The sequence below is a fragment of the Streptomyces sp. RLA131 genome, from assembly GCF_056270125.1.
Genome location: NZ_JBWDOQ010000002.1, coordinates 6,192,501 through 6,210,325, shown reverse-complemented (window position 1 = coordinate 6,210,325; position 17,825 = coordinate 6,192,501). Strand labels below are relative to the sequence as shown.

Here is a 17,825-nt window from a genome sequence, read left to right as displayed (position 1 = left end):
GGCCCGGACCGGTGGACCCCGTCGCGGGGCGGGTCAGCCCACCTCGGGATCGCCGGGGGTGTAGCTGAGATGTGCCACCTGGCCCATCTCTCCGGCGGCACCGAGCGATTTGCCGTTGACGAAGAGCGAGACGGCGCCGGCGTTGCCGACCACGAGCTTGATCTGCTTGTCGTCGGTGAAGGTCTTGGACTGTCCGGCTGCCAGGTTGCCCTGGAAGAGGGAGCGGCCGTTGCTGTCGGTGGCGGAGACCCAGCTGGTGCCGTCCTGGGCGCTCATCTTCACCGTCACCTTGTCGGCCGGGGCGGCGGCGATGGCGCTGTCCGACGCCTCGGGCTTGGGCTGGGTGCTGGCCTTGTGGGAGGGACCGGCGGCGCTCTTGGTGGTCGCGACCACCGACGGCTTGCCGGCCACCGGCTCACCGTCGGTACCGCCGTTGAAGAGCGTGAAGCCGACGAAGCCGACGACGGCGACGATCGCCGCCACCATGGCCGCGGTCCAGTTGGGCCGGCGGGGTTCGGAGCGGATCCTTTCGGCTTCGTAGAGCGGAGTCACCGGCGTGCGGGCCGGGGCGGCGCCGTGCTCCTGGACGTACTGGGCGACCAGCGGCTCGGGATCGACGCCGACGGCCCGGGCGATGGTACGGATATGGCCACGGGCGTACACGTCGCCACCGCAGCGCGAGAAGTCGTCCTGCTCGATGGCGATCACGATGGGCGCGCGTACACGCGTGGAGCTGCTGACCTCGTCGATGGTCAGGCCGGCGGCGAGGCGGGCCTGAGCCAGTGCGTGACCGACCGGGGGCCGGTCGTCGGCGACCGGGGGCCGGTCGTCGGATGGCGGGTTGCCGATGGACACGGGGGCGCCTTTCGAGCGTGTAACCACCTGCTGGAAGTTCAGTCTAGGGGGGGTCGGAAAAGGACGGGCAAGCGGACGGCCGTTCTCTGTCCGCCAGAAGGATTGCCGGGCCGCCCCGGTGTCCGGCGGGCCCGGTCGGGCCTCCGACGGGCGGGCATGCGTCTTCCTCCTGCACTAACTTGACGTACGGGCAGGAGAAACGGTTGCCCCCGCCCTTTCGCGAGTGAGGCCTGATGGCCTAAAGGGTGCCCTCGCCGCGGATCACCGCGAGGATTCCGTCCATCTCGTCGGGCTTGACCAGTACATCGCGGGCCTTCGATCCCTCACTCGGACCGACGATCCCGCGCGATTCCATCAGGTCCATCAACCTGCCCGCTTTCGCGAAGCCCACACGCAACTTGCGCTGGAGCATCGAGGTGGAGCCGAACTGCGTGGACACCACCAGCTCCGCCGCCTGGCACAGCAGGTCCAGGTCGTCGCCGATCTCCTCGTCGATCTCCTTCTTCGGACCGCCGCCCACCACCACGTCCTCGCGGTACGAGGGGGTCAGCTGGGCCTTGCAGTGCTCGACGACGGCGGCGATCTCCACCTCCGTGACGTAGGCGCCCTGCATCCGGGTCGGCTTGTTCGCGCCCATCGGCAGGAACAGCCCGTCACCCTTTCCGATGAGTTTCTCGGCTCCGGCCTGGTCCAGGATGACCCGGCTGTCGGCGAGCGAGGAGGTCGCGAAGGCCAGCCGTGAGGGCACGTTCGCCTTGATCAGACCGGTCACCACATCGACGCTGGGCCGCTGCGTCGCCAGCACCAGGTGGATGCCGGCCGCTCGCGCCAGCTGGGTGATGCGGACGATGGCGTCCTCCACGTCGCGCGGGGCCACCATCATCAGGTCCGCCAGCTCGTCCACGATCACCAGCAGATACGGATACGGCGTCAGCTCCCGCTCGCTGCCCTCGGGCGTCCTGGCCTTGCCCGACCTCACCGCCGCGTTGAAGTCGTCGATGTGCCGGAACCCGTACGCCGCCAGGTCGTCGTAGCGCAGGTCCATCTCGCGCACCACCCACTGCAGTGCCTCGGCGGCCCGCTTGGGGTTGGTGATGATCGGGGTGATCAGGTGCGGGATGCCCTCGTAGGCGGTCAGCTCGACCCGCTTGGGGTCGACCAGCACCATCCGGACCTCGTCCGGCGTCGCCCGCGCCAGCACCGAGGTGATGAGGCAGTTGATGCAGGACGACTTGCCCGCCCCGGTTGCGCCGGCGACGAGCATGTGCGGCATCTTGGCCAGGCTGTCCAGGACGTAGCCGCCCTCGACGTCCTTGCCGAACGCCACCGTCATCGGGTGCTCCATGCCCTGGGCGTCCGCCGAGCGCAGCACATCGCCCAGCATGACCAGCTCGCGGTCGCTGTTGGGGATCTCGATGCCGACCGCCGACTTGCCGGGGATCGGGCTGATGATCCGTACGTCCGGACTGGCCACGGCGTACGCGATGTTCTTGGCCAGCGCCGTGATCCGCTCGACCTTGACGGCCTGGCCGAGCTCGACCACGTAGCGGGTCACCGTCGGCCCCCGGGTGAAGCCGGTGACCTGGGCGTCGACCTTGAACTGGGAGAACACGTCGCGCAGTTGGTCGGCGACCGCGTCGTTGGCCGCGGTACGGGTACGGCCCGGGCCACCCCGCTCCAGCAGGTCCAGCGGCGGCAGGGAGTAGGTGACGTCGCCGGAGAGCTGCAACTGCTCGGCACGCGGCGGCAGCGGGGCGCCCTCGGAGGGGGCCGGCTGCTTCGTCAGGTCCGCCACGACCCCCGGGACCCGCGCCGGCCGGGACCCGGCTGCGGCTCCGCCATCGGCTGCGCGTCCGGCTTCCCGTCCGGCGTCGGCGCCGGCTCCGGGGGCTTCCTCCCGGGCGCCCCGCACCGGGGAGTTGATGAGCCCGGCCACCAGCGGCGAGGGCTGCACCCCGTACATCACCGCGCCGTCCAGATCGGCGGCCGCCGCGGCCGCCACGTCCACCGCGTCCATCCCGTACTCCCCGGCGTCGGACGCCTGGGGGTCGCGGGGGCGCTTCGTACGCTGCCGGCGCGGCCTGGGCTCGACCGCCGCGTCGTCCTCGAAGAACTCCCCGAGCGTCACGTCCTCGCCCTCGGGGTCGGGGGCTTCGAGCAGCCGCAGCCACATGGCCAGCTCGCGCAGCCGCTGCGGGATGGCGGTGATCGGGGTGGCCGTGACCACCAGCAGCCCGAAGAACGTCAGCAGCGTCAGCAGCGCCACCGCCAGCGGCCTGCCCACCGTGAACTCCAGTGGCGCCGACGCCCCCCAGCCGATCAGGCCGCCCGCGTCCCGGATGGCCTTCGCGCCCTGGCCGCGCCCTGGCGAGCCGCAGCCGATGTGCACCAGCCCCAGCACGCCCACCACCAGCGTGGACAGCCCGATGACGATGCGTCCGTTGGCGTCGTTCTGCTCGGGATGCCGCATGAGCCGCCAGACGACGGACCCGATCAGCACCGGCACCACCAGATCGAGCCGACCGAAGGTGCCGGTGACCAGTATCTCCACCAGGTCGCCGACCGGCCCCTGCAGATCGGAGTACGTACCCACCGCGACCACCAGCGCCAGCCCGAGCAGCAACAGCGCCAGGCCGTCCTTGCGATGCGCCGGATCGAGCCCCCGCGCACCACGTCCCACCCCGCGGAACACCGCCCCGACCGCGTGCGCCAGCCCCAGCCACAGGGCCCGCACGAGCCGGTACACGGCGTTGGTGGGCGAGGGCGCGGGCCGGGGAACGGGCTTGGCCGCCGCCTTCTTGGCGGGGGGCCGCTTCGCCGGGGCCTTCCTGCCGTTGCCGGCCGGCCGGGCCGCCGGCTTGGGCGCCGGCTTGGCCGTGGGTTTGGCCGCAGGCTTGGCGGCAGCCTTCCTGGCGGTGCCGGACGTACGAGAGGCCATGGTGCTGAGGTTACCGCCGATGACCGCAGGGGACACGCGTGCCCATTGATACCCCCGTTCGTGTCGCGCCCCCGTGATCGCACGGCCGACGGGGGCGACGCCACGTCAGCGGCGGCCGGTGCGCGGGGTGTCAGTCCTGCTGCGGCGGCCTGATGTCGCTGCCGGAACCCGAACCCGGCTCCAGCGCGTCGAGCGCCCTGCGCAGCCCGGTGAGCTTGCGCTCCAGATGCGCGGCGGTCGCGACCGCCGCGGTGTCCGTGGACTCGTCGAGCTGCTTGGACAGCGCCTCGGCCTGCTCCTCGACCGCCGCCAGCCGGGCCGACAGCTCCGCGAGCAGCCCGGCGGACTGCGGGCCACGACCGGCCTGACCGGGCTGCTGCGGGCCGCCGTTCTGTTCGAGCTGCAGCCGCAGCAGCGCCGCCTGCTCCCTGAGCTGGCAGTTCTTCATGTAGAGCTCGACGAAGACCGACACCTTGGCCCGGAGCACCCACGGGTCGAAGGGCTTGGAGATGTAGTCGACGGCCCCGGCCGCATAGCCGCGGAAGGTGTGGTGCGGCCCGTGGTTGATGGCCGTCAGGAAGATGATCGGGATGTCCCGGGTGCGTTCCCGGCGCTTGATGTGGGCCGCCGTCTCGAACCCGTCCATCCCCGGCATCTGGACATCGAGCAGGATCACCGCGAAGTCGTCGGTCAGCAGCGCCTTGAGCGCTTCCTCCCCGGACGACGCCCGCACCAGGGTCTGATCGAGCGCGGAGAGGATGGCCTCCAGCGCGAGCAGATTCTCCGGCCGGTCGTCGACCAGGAGGATCTTGGCCTTCTGCACCATGGCCCGCCCTCCTCGCCCCGGTACTGCACCGGGTGCCACCCCCGCGGACGACTCCTGAACGCCGCCCGCCCTTGTGCCGGTCATGGTAGCCACACCCCGCCGTCCGCCACGCCCTGTCACCGCCATGTCACTGTGCACGTAGCAGAAACGCAAGCGGAGACCAGAAGGTTCCCCGAATCACGTCCTCTCACACCTGATCGACCACGGCGTGTCATATGAATCAGGAGGTTCAACGGGACCGCATCCACTGTTCCATGACCGCCAGCAGGTGGTCGGTGTCCACCGGCTTGGCGACGTAGTCCGACGCCCCGGACTCGATGCTCTTCTCCCGGTCGCCCTTCATCGCCTTGGCGGTGAGCGCGATGATCGGCAGGTTGGCGAACTGGGGCATCCGCCGGATCGCGGTGGTCGTCTCGTAGCCGTCCATCTCCGGCATCATGATGTCCATCAGGACGACCGCCACATCGTCGTGCTGCTCCAGCACCTCGATGCCCTCGCGCCCGTTCTCCGCGTAGAGCACCGTCAGACCGTGCTGCTCCAGGACGCTGGTGAGCGCGAAGACATTGCGGATGTCGTCGTCGACGATCAGCACCTTCTCGCCGCTGAAGCCGCCCGCGAAGCCGGTGTACGAGCTGCCGTCGCCCTGCACCGGGTCCACCCACGAGTCGGGAACCGGCTGCTGCTGCGACGGCTGGGTGTGCACCGGCGCCGGCGTGCCCGATCCGGCGGACCGGCGGCGCAGCCGGGCCAGGCTGCTGCCCGCGCTGCGGCCCCGGCCGCCGGGCGGCAGGGCGTGCCCGGTGTGCGGCCCGTACGCGGGATGGCCGGCGACCGTGTCGTAGCCGGAGGCGATCCCGGCATCGGCGCCGGTGTCGGCTCCGGCCGGCAGCGCCGGGAAGCCCTGCGGGGGCTGTTCGCCGCTGCTGAGCGGCAGGTAGAGGGTGAACGTCGAGCCCCGGCCGGGCTGGCTGTCGGCGTGGATCTCGCCGCCGAGCAGCCGCGCGATCTCACGGCTGATGGACAGCCCCAGACCGGTGCCCCCGTACTTGCGGCTGGTCGTGCCGTCCGCCTGCTTGAAGGCCTCGAAGATCACCCGCATCTTGCTGGCGGCGATGCCGATACCGGTGTCGGTGACCGAGAAGGCGATCAGCGGCTGGTCCGGGTCGCGCAGCGAGCCGGACTCCAGCAGCTGCTCGCGGATGGACTGCGGCGCCTCGGCCCCGGCCGAGCGGATCACCAGCTCCACCGACCCGGAGTCGGTGAACTTCACCGCGTTGGACAGCAGGTTGCGCAGCACCTGCAGCAGCCGCTGCTCGTCGGTGTGCAGCGTCACCGGCAGCTCCGGCGACACCCGTACGGAGAAGTCGAGGCCCTTCTCGGCGGTCAGCGGCCGGAAGGTCGCCTCCACGTAGTCCACCAGCTGCACCAGCGCGATCCGGGTCGGACTGACGTCCATCTTGCCCGCCTCGACCTTCGACAGGTCCAGGATGTCGTTGATCAGCTGGAGCAGGTCGGATCCGGCGCCGTGGATGGTCTCGGCGAACTCGACCTGCTTCGGGGACAGATTGCCCTCGGCGTTGTCGGCGAGCAGCTTGGCCAGGATCAGCAGCGAGTTGAGCGGGGTGCGCAGCTCGTGCGACATGTTGGCCAGGAACTCGGACTTGTAGCGCATCGAGACCGCGAGCTGTTCGGCGCGCTCCTCCAGGACCTGCCGGGCGTCCTCGATCTCGGTGTTCTTGACCTCGATGTCCCGGTTCTGCCGGGCCAGCCGGTCGGACTTCTCCTCCAGCTCGGCGTTGGACAGCTCCAGTGCCTGCTGCCGGCTCTCCAGCTCGGCGCTGCGCTCCCGCAGCTGCTCGGTGAGCTCCTGGGACTGCTTGAGCAGGCCCTCCGTCTTGGTGTTGACGCTGATGGTGTTGACGCTGATCGCGATGATGTCGGTGATCTGGCCCAGGAAGTCCTTCTGGATCTGCGTGAAGGGCTGGAAGGAGGCCAGTTCGATCACCCCGAGCACCCGCTCCTCGAAGAGCACCGGCAGCACGATGACATGCGCCGGGGGCGCCTCGCCGAGCCCGGAGGCGATCCGGAGATAGCCCGGCGGGACGTTCTCCATCAGGATCGTGCGCTTCTCCACGGCGGCGGTGCCGATCAGTCCCTCACCGGGCAGGAAGGCCGTCGGCATGGTCCGCCGGGAGAAGCCGTACGCGCCCACGAGCCGCAGCTCGTACGCGTACCGCTCGCCCTCGTCGGTGCTCTCCTCGGTCTCGATCTCCTCGGCGAGGAAGAACGCGCCGTGCTGCGCGGAGACCACGGGGGTCAGCTCGCTCATGATGAGACCGGCCACGTCGCCCAGTTCGCGCCGGCCCTGCATGAGGCCGGAGATGCGGGCGAGGTTGCCCTTGAGCCAGTCCTGTTCCTTGTTGGCCAGGGTGGTCTCGCGCAGCCGGACGATCATCGTGTTGATGTAGTCCTGGAGTTCCAGGATCTCACCGGCCGCGTCGACGTCGGTACGGATGTTGAGGTCGCCGCGGGTCACCGCGGTGGCGACCTGGGCGATGTTGCGGACCTGCCGGGTGAGGTTGTTGGCCATCAGGTTCACCGACTCGGTGAGGTCCTTCCAGATGCCGGAGACCCCCGGCACCCGGGCCTGGCCGCCGAGCCGCCCTTCCGTACCCACCTCGCGGGCCACCCGGGTGACCTCGTCACCGAAGGCGGACAGCTGGCCGACCATCGTGTTGATGGTGGTCTTCAGCTCCAGGATCTCGCCCCGGGCGTCCACGTCGATCTTCTTGGACAGATCGCCCCGGGCCACGGCCGTGGTGACCTCGGCGATGTTGCGGACCTGGCCGGTGAGGTTGGACGCCATGAAGTTCACCGACTCGGTGAGGTCCTTCCAGGTGCCCGCGACCCCGGGCACCCGGGCCTGGCCGCCGAGGATGCCGTCGGTGCCCACCTCGCGGGCCACCCGGGTCACCTCGTCACCGAAGGCCGACAGGGTGTCGACCATGGTGTTGATCGTCTCCGCGAGCTGGGCGACCTCGCCGCGCGCCTCGACGGTGATCTTCTTGGTCAGGTCGCCGTTGGCGACGGCGGTGGCGACCGAGGAGATCGACCGCACCTGACCGGTCAGGTTGTTGGCCATCAGATTGACGTTGTCGGTCAGGTCCTTCCAGATGCCCGACACGTCGCGGACCCGGGCCTGACCGCCCAACTGGCCCTCGGTGCCCACCTCGCGGGCCACCCGGGTCACCTCGTCACCGAAGGCCGACAGCTGGTCCACCATCGTGTTGACGGTGGTGACCAGGGCCAGGATCTCGCCCTTCGCGTCGACAGTGATCTTCTTCGACAGGTCGCCCTGCGCGACGGCGGTGGTGACCTCGGCGATCGTACGCACCTGGCTGGTCAGGTTGGTCGCCATGAAGTTGACGGACTGGGTGAGGTCCTTCCACGTACCCGACACGCCCTTGACCTCGGCCTGGCCGCCGAGGATGCCCTCGGTGCCCACCTCGCGGGCCACCCGGGTCACCTGCTCGGCGAAGGAGGAGAGCTGGTCGACCATGGTGTTGAGGGTGTTCTTCAGCTCCAGGATCTCGCCCCGGGCGTCCACGTCGATCTTCTGCGACAGGTCACCGCGCGCCACCGCCGTGGCGACCTGCGCGATGTTACGGACCTGGGCGGTCAGGTTGCCGGCCATGCCGTTCACCGAGTCCGTCAGGTCCCGCCACACGCCGGCCACACCGGGCACCTGCGCCTGGCCGCCGAGCCGGCCCTCGGTGCCCACGTCGCGGGCGACCCGGGTCACCTGGTCGGCGAAGGCCGACAGCTGGTCGACCATGGTGTTGAGGGTGTTCTTCAGCTCCAGGATCTCGCCCCGGGCGTCGACCTCGATCTTCTGCGACAGGTCACCGCGCGCCACCGCCGTGGTCACCTGCGCGATCTGGCGGACCTGGGACGTCAGGTTGCCCGCCATGAAGTTGACGGAGTCCGTCAGGTCCTTCCAGACGCCGCTGACGCCGTCCACCCGGGCCTGGCCGCCGAGCCGGCCCTCGGTACCCACGTCACGCGCCACCCGGGTCACCTGGGCGGCGAAGGAGGAGAGCTGGGCCACCATCCGGTTGACGGTGTTCTTCAGCTCCAGCATCTCGCCGGAGACGTCCACCGTGACGTTCTGCGACAGGTCGCCGTTGGCGACCGCCGTCGTCACCTGCGCGATGTTGCGGACCTGGCCGGTGAGGTTGCGGAACGCGGTGTTGACGGAGTCCGTCAGGTCCTTCCAGGTCCCCGCCGCGCCGGGCACCTGCGCCTGGCCGCCGAGTTCGCCCTCGACGCCGACCTCGCGGGCCACCCGCGTGACCTCCGCGCCGAAGGCGGAGAGCTGGTCGACCATCGTGTTGACGGTGTTCTTCAGCTCCAGCATCTCGCCGGAGACGTCCACCGTGACCTTCTGCGACAGGTCGCCGTTGGCGACCGCCGTCGTCACCTGCGCGATGTCCCGCACCTGGGCGGTGAGGTTGCGGAACGCGGTGTTCACCGAATCGGTGAGGTCCTTCCAGATGCCCGCCGCACCCGGCACCTGCGCCTGGCCGCCGAGTTGGCCCTCGGCGCCGACCTCGCCCGCCACCCGGGTCACCTCGTCGGCGAACGTACGCAGCGTCTCCGTCATCGCGTTGATGGTCTCGGCGAGCTGCGCGACCTCGCCGCGCGCGCCGATCGTGATCTTCTGCGACAGGTCGCCGTTGGCGACCGCCGTCGTCACCTGCGCGATGTCCCGCACCTGGGCCGTCAGATTCCCGGCCATCAGGTTGACCGAGTCCGTCAGGTCCTTCCACACACCCGCCACACCGGGCACCTGCGCCTGGCCGCCGAGTTCGCCCTCGGTGCCGACCTCGCGGGCCACCCGGGTCACTTCCGAGGCGAACGACGACAGCTGGTCCACCATCGTGTTGACGGTGTTCTTCAGCTCCAGCATCTCGCCGGCCACATGCACGGTGACCTTGCGGGACAGGTCGCCCTTGGCCACCGCCGTCGTGACGAGAGCAATGTCACGCACCTGCGCGGTGAGCCGGGACGCCATCGTGTTGACCGAATCCGTCAGGTCCTTCCACGAACCCGACATTCCGCGCACCCGCGCCTGGCCGCCGAGCTTGCCCTCGGTGCCCACCTCACTGGCCACCCGGGTCACCTCGTCGGTGAACGCCGACAGCTGGTCGACCAGCCCGTTGGTGGTCCGCCCCACCTTCAGGAACTCCCCGCGCAACGGGTGCGCCGAGCCGTCGGAACCCTGCGAACGCAGGTCCATCCGCTGTTCCAGATCGCCCTCGGCGACCGCCGACAGCACCCTGCCGACCTCGGACACGGGACGTACCAGGTCCTCCACCAGGGCGTTCGAGGCATCGATGGCCGCCGCCCAGGCACCCTCGCAGGCCCCGATCTCCAGGCGCTCGGTGAGCTTGCCCTCCCGGCCGACGACCCTGCGCACCCGGGCCAGTTCACCGGTGAGGTGCTGGTTGCGGTCCGCGACCTCGTTGAAGACCGCGGCGACCTCCGCCATCACCCCGTCGCCGGAGACCGTCAGCCGCTTGCGGAAGTTGCCGTCCCGCATGGACGCCAGGGCCGCGAGCAGTCTGTGCAGGGCGGCAGTGTCCACCTCGACGGTCCCGTTGGCCCGGGGCCGTGTGTTCTTCGACCGCGCGGAACTGCTCCGCGTCGAAGCGGTTGTCACACCGCCTCGTGCCGATGCGCCAGACTCCACCGTGTCCCTCCCAGAGGGGTTGACCGACCTGCATGTGCCTGTATGTGGGCATGCCCAGTGTTTCACCATGCCCGTGCCCGGCCATAACAGTTCGGCAGCATCGCACAGGTCCGGCGTCATGATCGGGTCGGAAACACCCGCAACCGGCGCACGCGCGATCAGCGGGGGTAAGTAACCTGGCATCCGGCTGCCCGCCACGAACCGGGCGCACACCTCATGGGGGCCGACGGTGCAGGTACAGCGACCCGACGCGGACGCGGGCACAGACGCAGACACGCACGTCCCACGACAAACGAGGAGATCTGTGATCACGGCGCGGGCAGCGGCCACCTTCGAGCCGGTCGGACGCTCGGTCGCCACCGCGCGCGCGTTCGTCCGCGACACGCTGCAGGGCTGGGGCTTCTCCGATGTGGTGGACGACGCGGTCGTCCTCACCAGCGAGCTGGTCACCAATGCCGTCGTCCACGCCGGCACCGCCGCCGACGTCGAGTGCCTGCGCTACGAGGACGCCGTGCGGGTCGAGGTCCGCGACCACTACCCCGAGCGCGACCTCCCCCTCCAGGACGCCCACCGCCAGGCCCACCCCGACCACGAGGGCGGCCGCGGGCTGCTGCTCTGCTCGGCGCTGGCCACCCGCTGGGGTGTCGAGTACAGCCCCGAGACCAAACAGGTCTGGTTCCAGCTCGACCTTCCCCAGCGCCCCACCGGCACCCGCTCCGCCGGCCCCGTCCTGCCCGTCGCCGCCCTCCCGCTCACCGATGAACGGGTCCGCGTCGCCGTCGTCCAGGTCGACCGCGGCGGCGTCATCACCCGCTGGAACGACGACGCGGCCGAGCTCTTCGGCCACCCGGCCGGCGACATCGTCGGCAAGCCCCTCGGCGACCTCGCCGCCTGGCCGCAGACCCCCGGCACCGGCCACGGCATCGCCGAGGCGCTGCTGCTGTCGCGCTGGGAGGGCAGTTACGGCGTCCGCGGCGCCGACGGCCGCATCCTGCCGGTCTACGGGTCCCACCTGCGGGTCCGCGACACCTCCGGCGAGCCGTCGACCGTCTGCCTGCTGGTCCGCGAGGACGAACGGGCCGTGCTGCAGAACCCCGGCCGGGGCCATGTCTCCGGCTCCGCCGACGGCTCGGCGGGCGGCGTCAAGGCCGCCGACCCGTTCGAGACCTTCATCGGCTCCCCGGCCCCCGACGACCTGGACGGCCTGCTCCAGCGAACCGTCGAACGCGCCCGCGACATGCTGGACGGCGACGCCGCGTACCTGCTGCTGGCCACCGACGACGAGACCGAACTGGAGGTCCGCGCCTCCACCGGCCTGCCCTCGGCCCGCCAGCGCTTCGCCCGCGTCCCCGTCGAGGCCGGCACCGGCCGCTACGGCAGCGCGCGCATGCCCGCCGTCCACGAGGACCTCACCGCCGTCCCCGGCGCCGTACCGCTGCTCGCGGGCACCGGGATGCGGTCCATCGTCACCGTGCCGCTGAAGGTCGAGGGACGGCTCACCGGGTCCCTGGGCGTCGCCGCCGAGTCGCCGGGCCGCTACTCCAACGAGCAGGCGCTGCGGCTGCAGTTCGCCGCCGACCGGATCGCCCTGGCCGTCGAGAGCGCCCGGCTGACCGAACTGGAGCGGCTGCGACGCGGCTCGCTGTCCTTCCTGGTCGAGGCCTCCGACCTGCTGGCCGGCACGCTGGAACGCGACCAGACACTGGCGCTGATGGCCCAGATGACCGTGCCCACGCTGGCCAGTTGGTGCGCCGTCTACACCATCGCCGAACAGGCCGAACCCGAACTCGCCTTCGTGCTCCACGAGGACGAGGACCGCATCGACGGCATCAAGGCCCTGCTCTCCAAGGTCCACCCGCCGGCCCCCGACCCGACGCCCGGCGCCCGCCTGTGGACCGCCCCCGCCGACGCCGCCCACTCCACGGCCCTGCGCGCCTCCCTGCGCAGCCTCGGCCTCGGCGAGCCCGGCCGGCCCGCCACCGGGCCCGGGACGGCGCTGGCCACAGCGGCGGCGGTCGGCGGCGAGACGGTCGTCCTGCCGCTGGTGGCCCGCAACCGCGTGATCGGCATGCTCACCCTCGGCAAGCCATCGGACGAGCGCTTCCGCCAGGAGATCCTGGAACTGGCCGAGGACCTCTCCCGGCGGGCCGCGCTGGCCCTGGACAACGCCCGGCTGTACAGCGAGCGCACCGCCATCAGCCAGGCCCTCCAGCGCAGCCTGCTGCCGCCCGGCCTCCCCACGATCCCCGGCGTCGAGGTCGAGGTCGTCTACCGCGCCGCCGGCGAGGGCAACGAGGTCGGCGGCGACTTCTACGACGTCTTCCCGATCCGCGACGGCTGCTGGGGCTTCGCCATCGGCGACGTCTGCGGCACGGGCCCGGAAGCCGCCGCCGTCACCGGTCTGGCCCGCCACGCCCTGCGGCTGCTCGCCCGCGAGGGTTTCAGCGGCCCGTCCGTCCTGGAGCGCCTCAACGCCGCCATCCTCGACGAGGGCGCCCGCAGCCGCTTCCTGACCCTGCTCTACGGCGAGTTGTGGCCCCGCCCCGAGGGCGGAGCCGTCCTGAAGGTGGTCTGCGCCGGCCACCCCCTGCCGCTGCGGCTCCGTCAGGACGGCACCGTGGAGTCCGCCGCCGACCCGCAGCCGCTGCTCGGCGTGCTGGAGGACCTGGAACTGGTCGAGCAGACCATCGAGCTCTCCCCCGGCGACGTACTGCTGTGTGTCACCGACGGCGTCACCGAGCGCCGCGAAGGCACCCGGATGCTCGGCGACGACGGCCTCGCCGACGTCCTCGCCACCTGCACCGGCCTCAACGCCGGAGCTGTGGCCGCCCGCATCCAGCGGGCCGTCGAACGCTTCGCCTCCGACGCGCCCTCCGACGACATGGCGATCCTCGCGATGCGCATCCCGGAGTGATCCGTACGCATCCGTACGCATCCGGACACGACGAAGGCCCCCGCCGACCGGCGGGGGCCTTCGCTGTTCTGAGCCCCAATACGGAATCGAACCGTAGACCTTCTCCTTACCATGGAGACGCTCTGCCGACTGAGCTATTGGGGCCTGGCCGACGTGAAAGATCTTAGCCCATTCACGCCCGCCTGTGAAAATCCATGATCGGGCCCGCCGCTCAGAGCAGCCCGCCCAGAACGTTGCACACCGAGGCCATCCGCTCCAACTCGCGCTCCTTCAGGTTTGGATGCACCGGCAGCGACAGTGTCTCCCCCGCCGCCGCCTCCGTACGGGGCAGATACGCACCGGCCACCCTGGCCCGGTTCACCGCCAGCCGGTGCAAGGGCGTCGGAATGCTCACCCGGGCCCGCACCCCCTTCGCCGCCAGCGCCAGCGCGAAGGCGTCACGGTCCGGCCGGCCGTTGCCCGGCACCCGCACCGTGTACCGGTGGTAGACGTGGTGCGCCCCGGGCTCCACATACGGCACGACCACCCCGGTCAGTGCCGAGTCCAGATAACGGCAGTTCGCCCGTTGCCGGGCCACCGCCCCGGGGAGCCCGGCCAGTTCACGGCGTCCCACGGCCGCGTCCTCGTCCGAGATCCTCACCTCGTGGCGGCCGGATGCCCTCAGTTCCTTCACCGCGCGGGCCAGTTCCGGGTGCTCGGTCGTCACCACGGCACCGTTCTCGACCGCGAACACGCTCATCACGCCGTACGTCCCCACCCTGCGCCCCGCGAGGGCCGCGGCCTGCGCCTGCGTCGCGTCCTCCACGATCGCCAGGCCGTGCCGCTCCGCGAGGCCCGTGAGTGCGTCCACGGGCGCCGGGTGCCCGAAGAGGTGCACCGGCAGCACGGCCGCCGTGAGCCGGGTGATCGCCGCCGCCACCGCGTCCGGGTCCAGGCAGAACGTCAGCGGGTCGATGTCGGCGAACACCGGTATCGCCCCGACCTGCCGGACCGCCTCCGCCGTCGATGTGGGCGCGAACGACGGCAGGATGACCTCTTCCCCGGCCCCGATCCCCAGGGCCAGCAGCGAGAGCCGCAGCGCCGCCGTCCCCGAATCCACAACCACGCAGTGCCGATTGCCGGCCACCGCTGAGAACTCCGTCTCCAGAGCTGCCACTTCCGCGCCCTGGACCAAGGCCTGCTGCATGCCGCACCTCCATTAGCCGACGGCGACAGCATTCCCAGCCCGCATGATCGGAGCCTGAGCAGCGTATGAACATAGGGTTATGACAACGCAAAGAGCCGTACCCCCGACCGAAGTCGGGGGTACGGCTCTCTATCAAAGATTGTTCGGCGGTGTCCTACTCTCCCACAGGGTCCCCCCTGCAGTACCATCGGCGCTGAAAGGCTTAGCTTCCGGGTTCGAAATGTAACCGGGCGTTTCCCTAACGCTATGACCACCGAAACACTATGAAGTTAACGACCACCGGAAAACAACACGGTTCGTTACTTCAGAACTACACAGTGGACGCGAGCAACTGAGGACAAGCCCTCGGCCTATTAGTACCGGTCAGCTCCACCCCTTACAGGGCTTCCACATCCGGCCTATCAACCCAGTCGTCTACTGGGAGCCTTAACCAATCAAGTTGGTGGGAATACTCATCTCGAAGCAGGCTTCCCGCTTAGATGCTTTCAGCGGTTATCCCTCCCGAACGTAGCCAACCAGCCATGCCCTTGGCAGGACAACTGGCACACCAGAGGTTCGTCCGTCCCGGTCCTCTCGTACTAGGGACAGCCCTTCTCAATATTCCTACGCGCACAGCGGATAGGGACCGAACTGTCTCACGACGTTCTAAACCCAGCTCGCGTACCGCTTTAATGGGCGAACAGCCCAACCCTTGGGACCGACTCCAGCCCCAGGATGCGACGAGCCGACATCGAGGTGCCAAACCATCCCGTCGATATGGACTCTTGGGGAAGATCAGCCTGTTATCCCCGGGGTACCTTTTATCCGTTGAGCGACGGCGCTTCCACAAGCCACCGCCGGATCACTAGTCCCGACTTTCGTCCCTGCTCGACCCGTCAGTCTCACAGTCAAGCTCCCTTGTGCACTTACACTCAACACCTGATTGCCAACCAGGCTGAGGGAACCTTTGGGCGCCTCCGTTACATTTTAGGAGGCAACCGCCCCAGTTAAACTACCCACCAGACACTGTCCCTGATCCGGATCACGGACCGAGGTTAGACATCCAGCACGACCAGAGTGGTATTTCAACGACGACTCCACCATGGCTGGCGCCATGACTTCACAGTCTCCCACCTATCCTACACAAGCCGAACCGAACACCAATATCAAGCTATAGTAAAGGTCCCGGGGTCTTTCCGTCCTGCTGCGCGAAACGAGCATCTTTACTCGTAGTGCAATTTCACCGGGCCTATGGTTGAGACAGTCGAGAAGTCGTTACGCCATTCGTGCAGGTCGGAACTTACCCGACAAGGAATTTCGCTACCTTAGGATGGTTATAGTTACCACCGCCGTTTACTGGCGCTTAAGTTCTCAGCTTCGCCACACCGAAATGCGACTAACCGGTCCCCTTAACGTTCCAGCACCGGGCAGGCGTCAGTCCGTATACATCGCCTTACGGCTTCGCACGGACCTGTGTTTTTAGTAAACAGTCGCTTCTCGCTGGTCTCTGCGGCCACCCCCAGCTCACCGAGTAAATCGGATCACCAGTGATGGCCCCCCTTCTCCCGAAGTTACGGGGGCATTTTGCCGAGTTCCTTAACCATAGTTCACCCGAACGCCTCGGTATTCTCTACCTGACCACCTGAGTCGGTTTAGGGTACGGGCCGCCATGAAACTCGCTAGAGGCTTTTCTCGACAGCATAGGATCATCCACTTCACCACAATCGGCTCGGCATCAGGTCTCAGCCTCAATGTGTGACGGATTTGCCTATCACACGGCCTACACCCTTACCCCGGGACAACCACCGCCCGGGCTGGACTACCTTCCTGCGTCACCCCATCGCTTACCTACTACAGGTCTGGTCCGTCGGCTCCACCACTCCCCTCAACTCCGAAGAGATCAGGGCGGCTTCACGGACTTAGCATCGCCTGGTTCGATACTGGGCGTTTCAAAGCGGGTACCGGAATATCAACCGGTTGTCCATCGACTACGCCTGTCGGCCTCGCCTTAGGTCCCGACTTACCCTGGGCAGATCAGCTTGACCCAGGAACCCTTAGTCAATCGGCGCACACGTTTCCCACGTGTGTATCGCTACTCATGCCTGCATTCTCACTCGTGAACCGTCCACCACTGCCTTCCGGCGCGGCTTCACCCGGCACACGACGCTCCCCTACCCATCACAGCCTCCGTTGGGAGTACATGCTGCAATGACACGACTTCGGCGGTACGCTTGAGCCCCGCTACATTGTCGGCGCGGAATCACTTGACCAGTGAGCTATTACGCACTCTTTCAAGGGTGGCTGCTTCTAAGCCAACCTCCTGGTTGTCTCTGCGACTCCACATCCTTTCCCACTTAGCGTACGCTTAGGGGCCTTAGTCGATGCTCTGGGCTGTTTCCCTCTCGACCATGGAGCTTATCCCCCACAGTCTCACTGCCACGCTCTCACTTACCGGCATTCGGAGTTTGGCTAAGGTCAGTAACCCGGTAGGGCCCATCGCCTATCCAGTGCTCTACCTCCGGCAAGAAACACGTGACGCTGCACCTAAATGCATTTCGGGGAGAACCAGCTATCACGGAGTTTGATTGGCCTTTCACCCCTAACCACAGGTCATCCCCCAGGTTTTCAACCCTGGTGGGTTCGGTCCTCCACGCGGTCTTACCCACGCTTCAACCTGCCCATGGCTAGATCACTCCGCTTCGGGTCTTGGGCGCGCTACTCAATCGCCCTATTCGGACTCGCTTTCGCTACGGCTTCCCCACACGGGTTAACCTCGCAACACACCGCAAACTCGCAGGCTCATTCTTCAAAAGGCACGCAGTCACGACGCACCGAGTAAACTCGATGCGCGACGCTCCCACGGCTTGTAGGCACACGGTTTCAGGTACTATTTCACTCCGCTCCCGCGGTACTTTTCACCATTCCCTCACGGTACTATCCGCTATCGGTCACCAGGGAATATTTAGGCTTAACGGGTGGTCCCGCCAGATTCACACGGGATTTCTCGGGCCCCGTGCTACTTGGGTGTCGTACAAGCAAGCCGTACAGATTTCAGCTACGGGGGTCTTACCCTCTACGCCGGACCTTTCGCATGTCCTTCGCCTATCCATACGGTTTCTGACTCGCCCGACGGCCGGCAGACCATCGAAGTACGATCCCACAACCCCGTATACGCAACCCCTGCCGGGTATCACACGCATACGGTTTGGCCTCATCCGGTTTCGCTCGCCACTACTCCCGGAATCACGGTTGTTTTCTCTTCCTGCGGGTACTGAGATGTTTCACTTCCCCGCGTTCCCTCCACATACCCTATGTGTTCAGGTATGGGTGACAGCCCATGACGACTGCCGGGTTTCCCCATTCGGACACCCCCGG

Annotated in this window: 6 protein-coding genes, 1 tRNA gene and 2 rRNA genes (1 of these 9 only partly in view); 1 reads left to right on the top strand and 8 read right to left on the bottom strand. The window is 68.3% G+C overall.

Features of this window, described 5'->3' with window-relative positions:
* Window positions 1-33 precede the first annotated feature (33 nt).
* From RWE79_RS29050 to RWE79_RS29035, 4 genes are all read right to left on the bottom strand, one after another.
* Complete coding sequence (locus tag RWE79_RS29050) at window positions 34-855, bottom strand: helix-turn-helix domain-containing protein (protein WP_475943021.1); 822 nt, start codon at window positions 853-855, stop codon at window positions 34-36.
* Window positions 856-1,093: 238 nt separating this feature from the next.
* Entirely contained in the window at window positions 1,094-3,793 is a 2,700-nt protein-coding gene (locus RWE79_RS29045; protein ID WP_475943020.1) for a DNA translocase FtsK, read from the bottom strand.
* Window positions 3,794-3,923: 130 nt separating this feature from the next.
* Window positions 3,924-4,619 carry a response regulator gene (locus tag RWE79_RS29040; protein WP_475943019.1) on the bottom strand — a complete coding sequence of 232 codons (696 nt, stop codon included), beginning with the start codon at window positions 4,617-4,619 and terminating at the stop codon, window positions 3,924-3,926.
* Window positions 4,620-4,848: 229 nt separating this feature from the next.
* The gene (locus RWE79_RS29035; RefSeq protein ID WP_475943018.1) at window positions 4,849-10,371 is read right to left on the bottom strand and encodes a HAMP domain-containing protein; all 5,523 of its coding nucleotides are present in this window, start codon (window positions 10,369-10,371) and stop codon (window positions 4,849-4,851) included.
* Window positions 10,372-10,675: 304 nt separating this feature from the next.
* Here RWE79_RS29035 and RWE79_RS29030 point away from each other — a divergent pair, with 304 nt between their 5' ends.
* Window positions 10,676-13,285: a SpoIIE family protein phosphatase gene (locus tag RWE79_RS29030; protein WP_475943017.1), complete on the top strand. Its 2,610-nt coding sequence runs from the start codon at window positions 10,676-10,678 to the stop codon at window positions 13,283-13,285.
* Window positions 13,286-13,356: 71 nt separating this feature from the next.
* Here the strand turns inward: RWE79_RS29030 and RWE79_RS29025 are convergent.
* From RWE79_RS29025 to RWE79_RS29010, 4 genes are all read right to left on the bottom strand, one after another.
* A tRNA-Thr gene (locus tag RWE79_RS29025) sits at window positions 13,357-13,429 on the bottom strand.
* 67 nt (window positions 13,430-13,496) lie between these two features.
* Complete coding sequence (locus RWE79_RS29020) at window positions 13,497-14,471, bottom strand: DegT/DnrJ/EryC1/StrS family aminotransferase (protein ID WP_475943016.1); 975 nt, start codon at window positions 14,469-14,471, stop codon at window positions 13,497-13,499.
* 141 nt (window positions 14,472-14,612) lie between these two features.
* A 5S ribosomal RNA gene (gene rrf / locus RWE79_RS29015) occupies window positions 14,613-14,729 on the bottom strand.
* 75 nt (window positions 14,730-14,804) lie between these two features.
* Window positions 14,805-17,825: ribosomal RNA gene (locus RWE79_RS29010) — 23S ribosomal RNA — on the bottom strand (it continues 104 nt past the right edge of the window).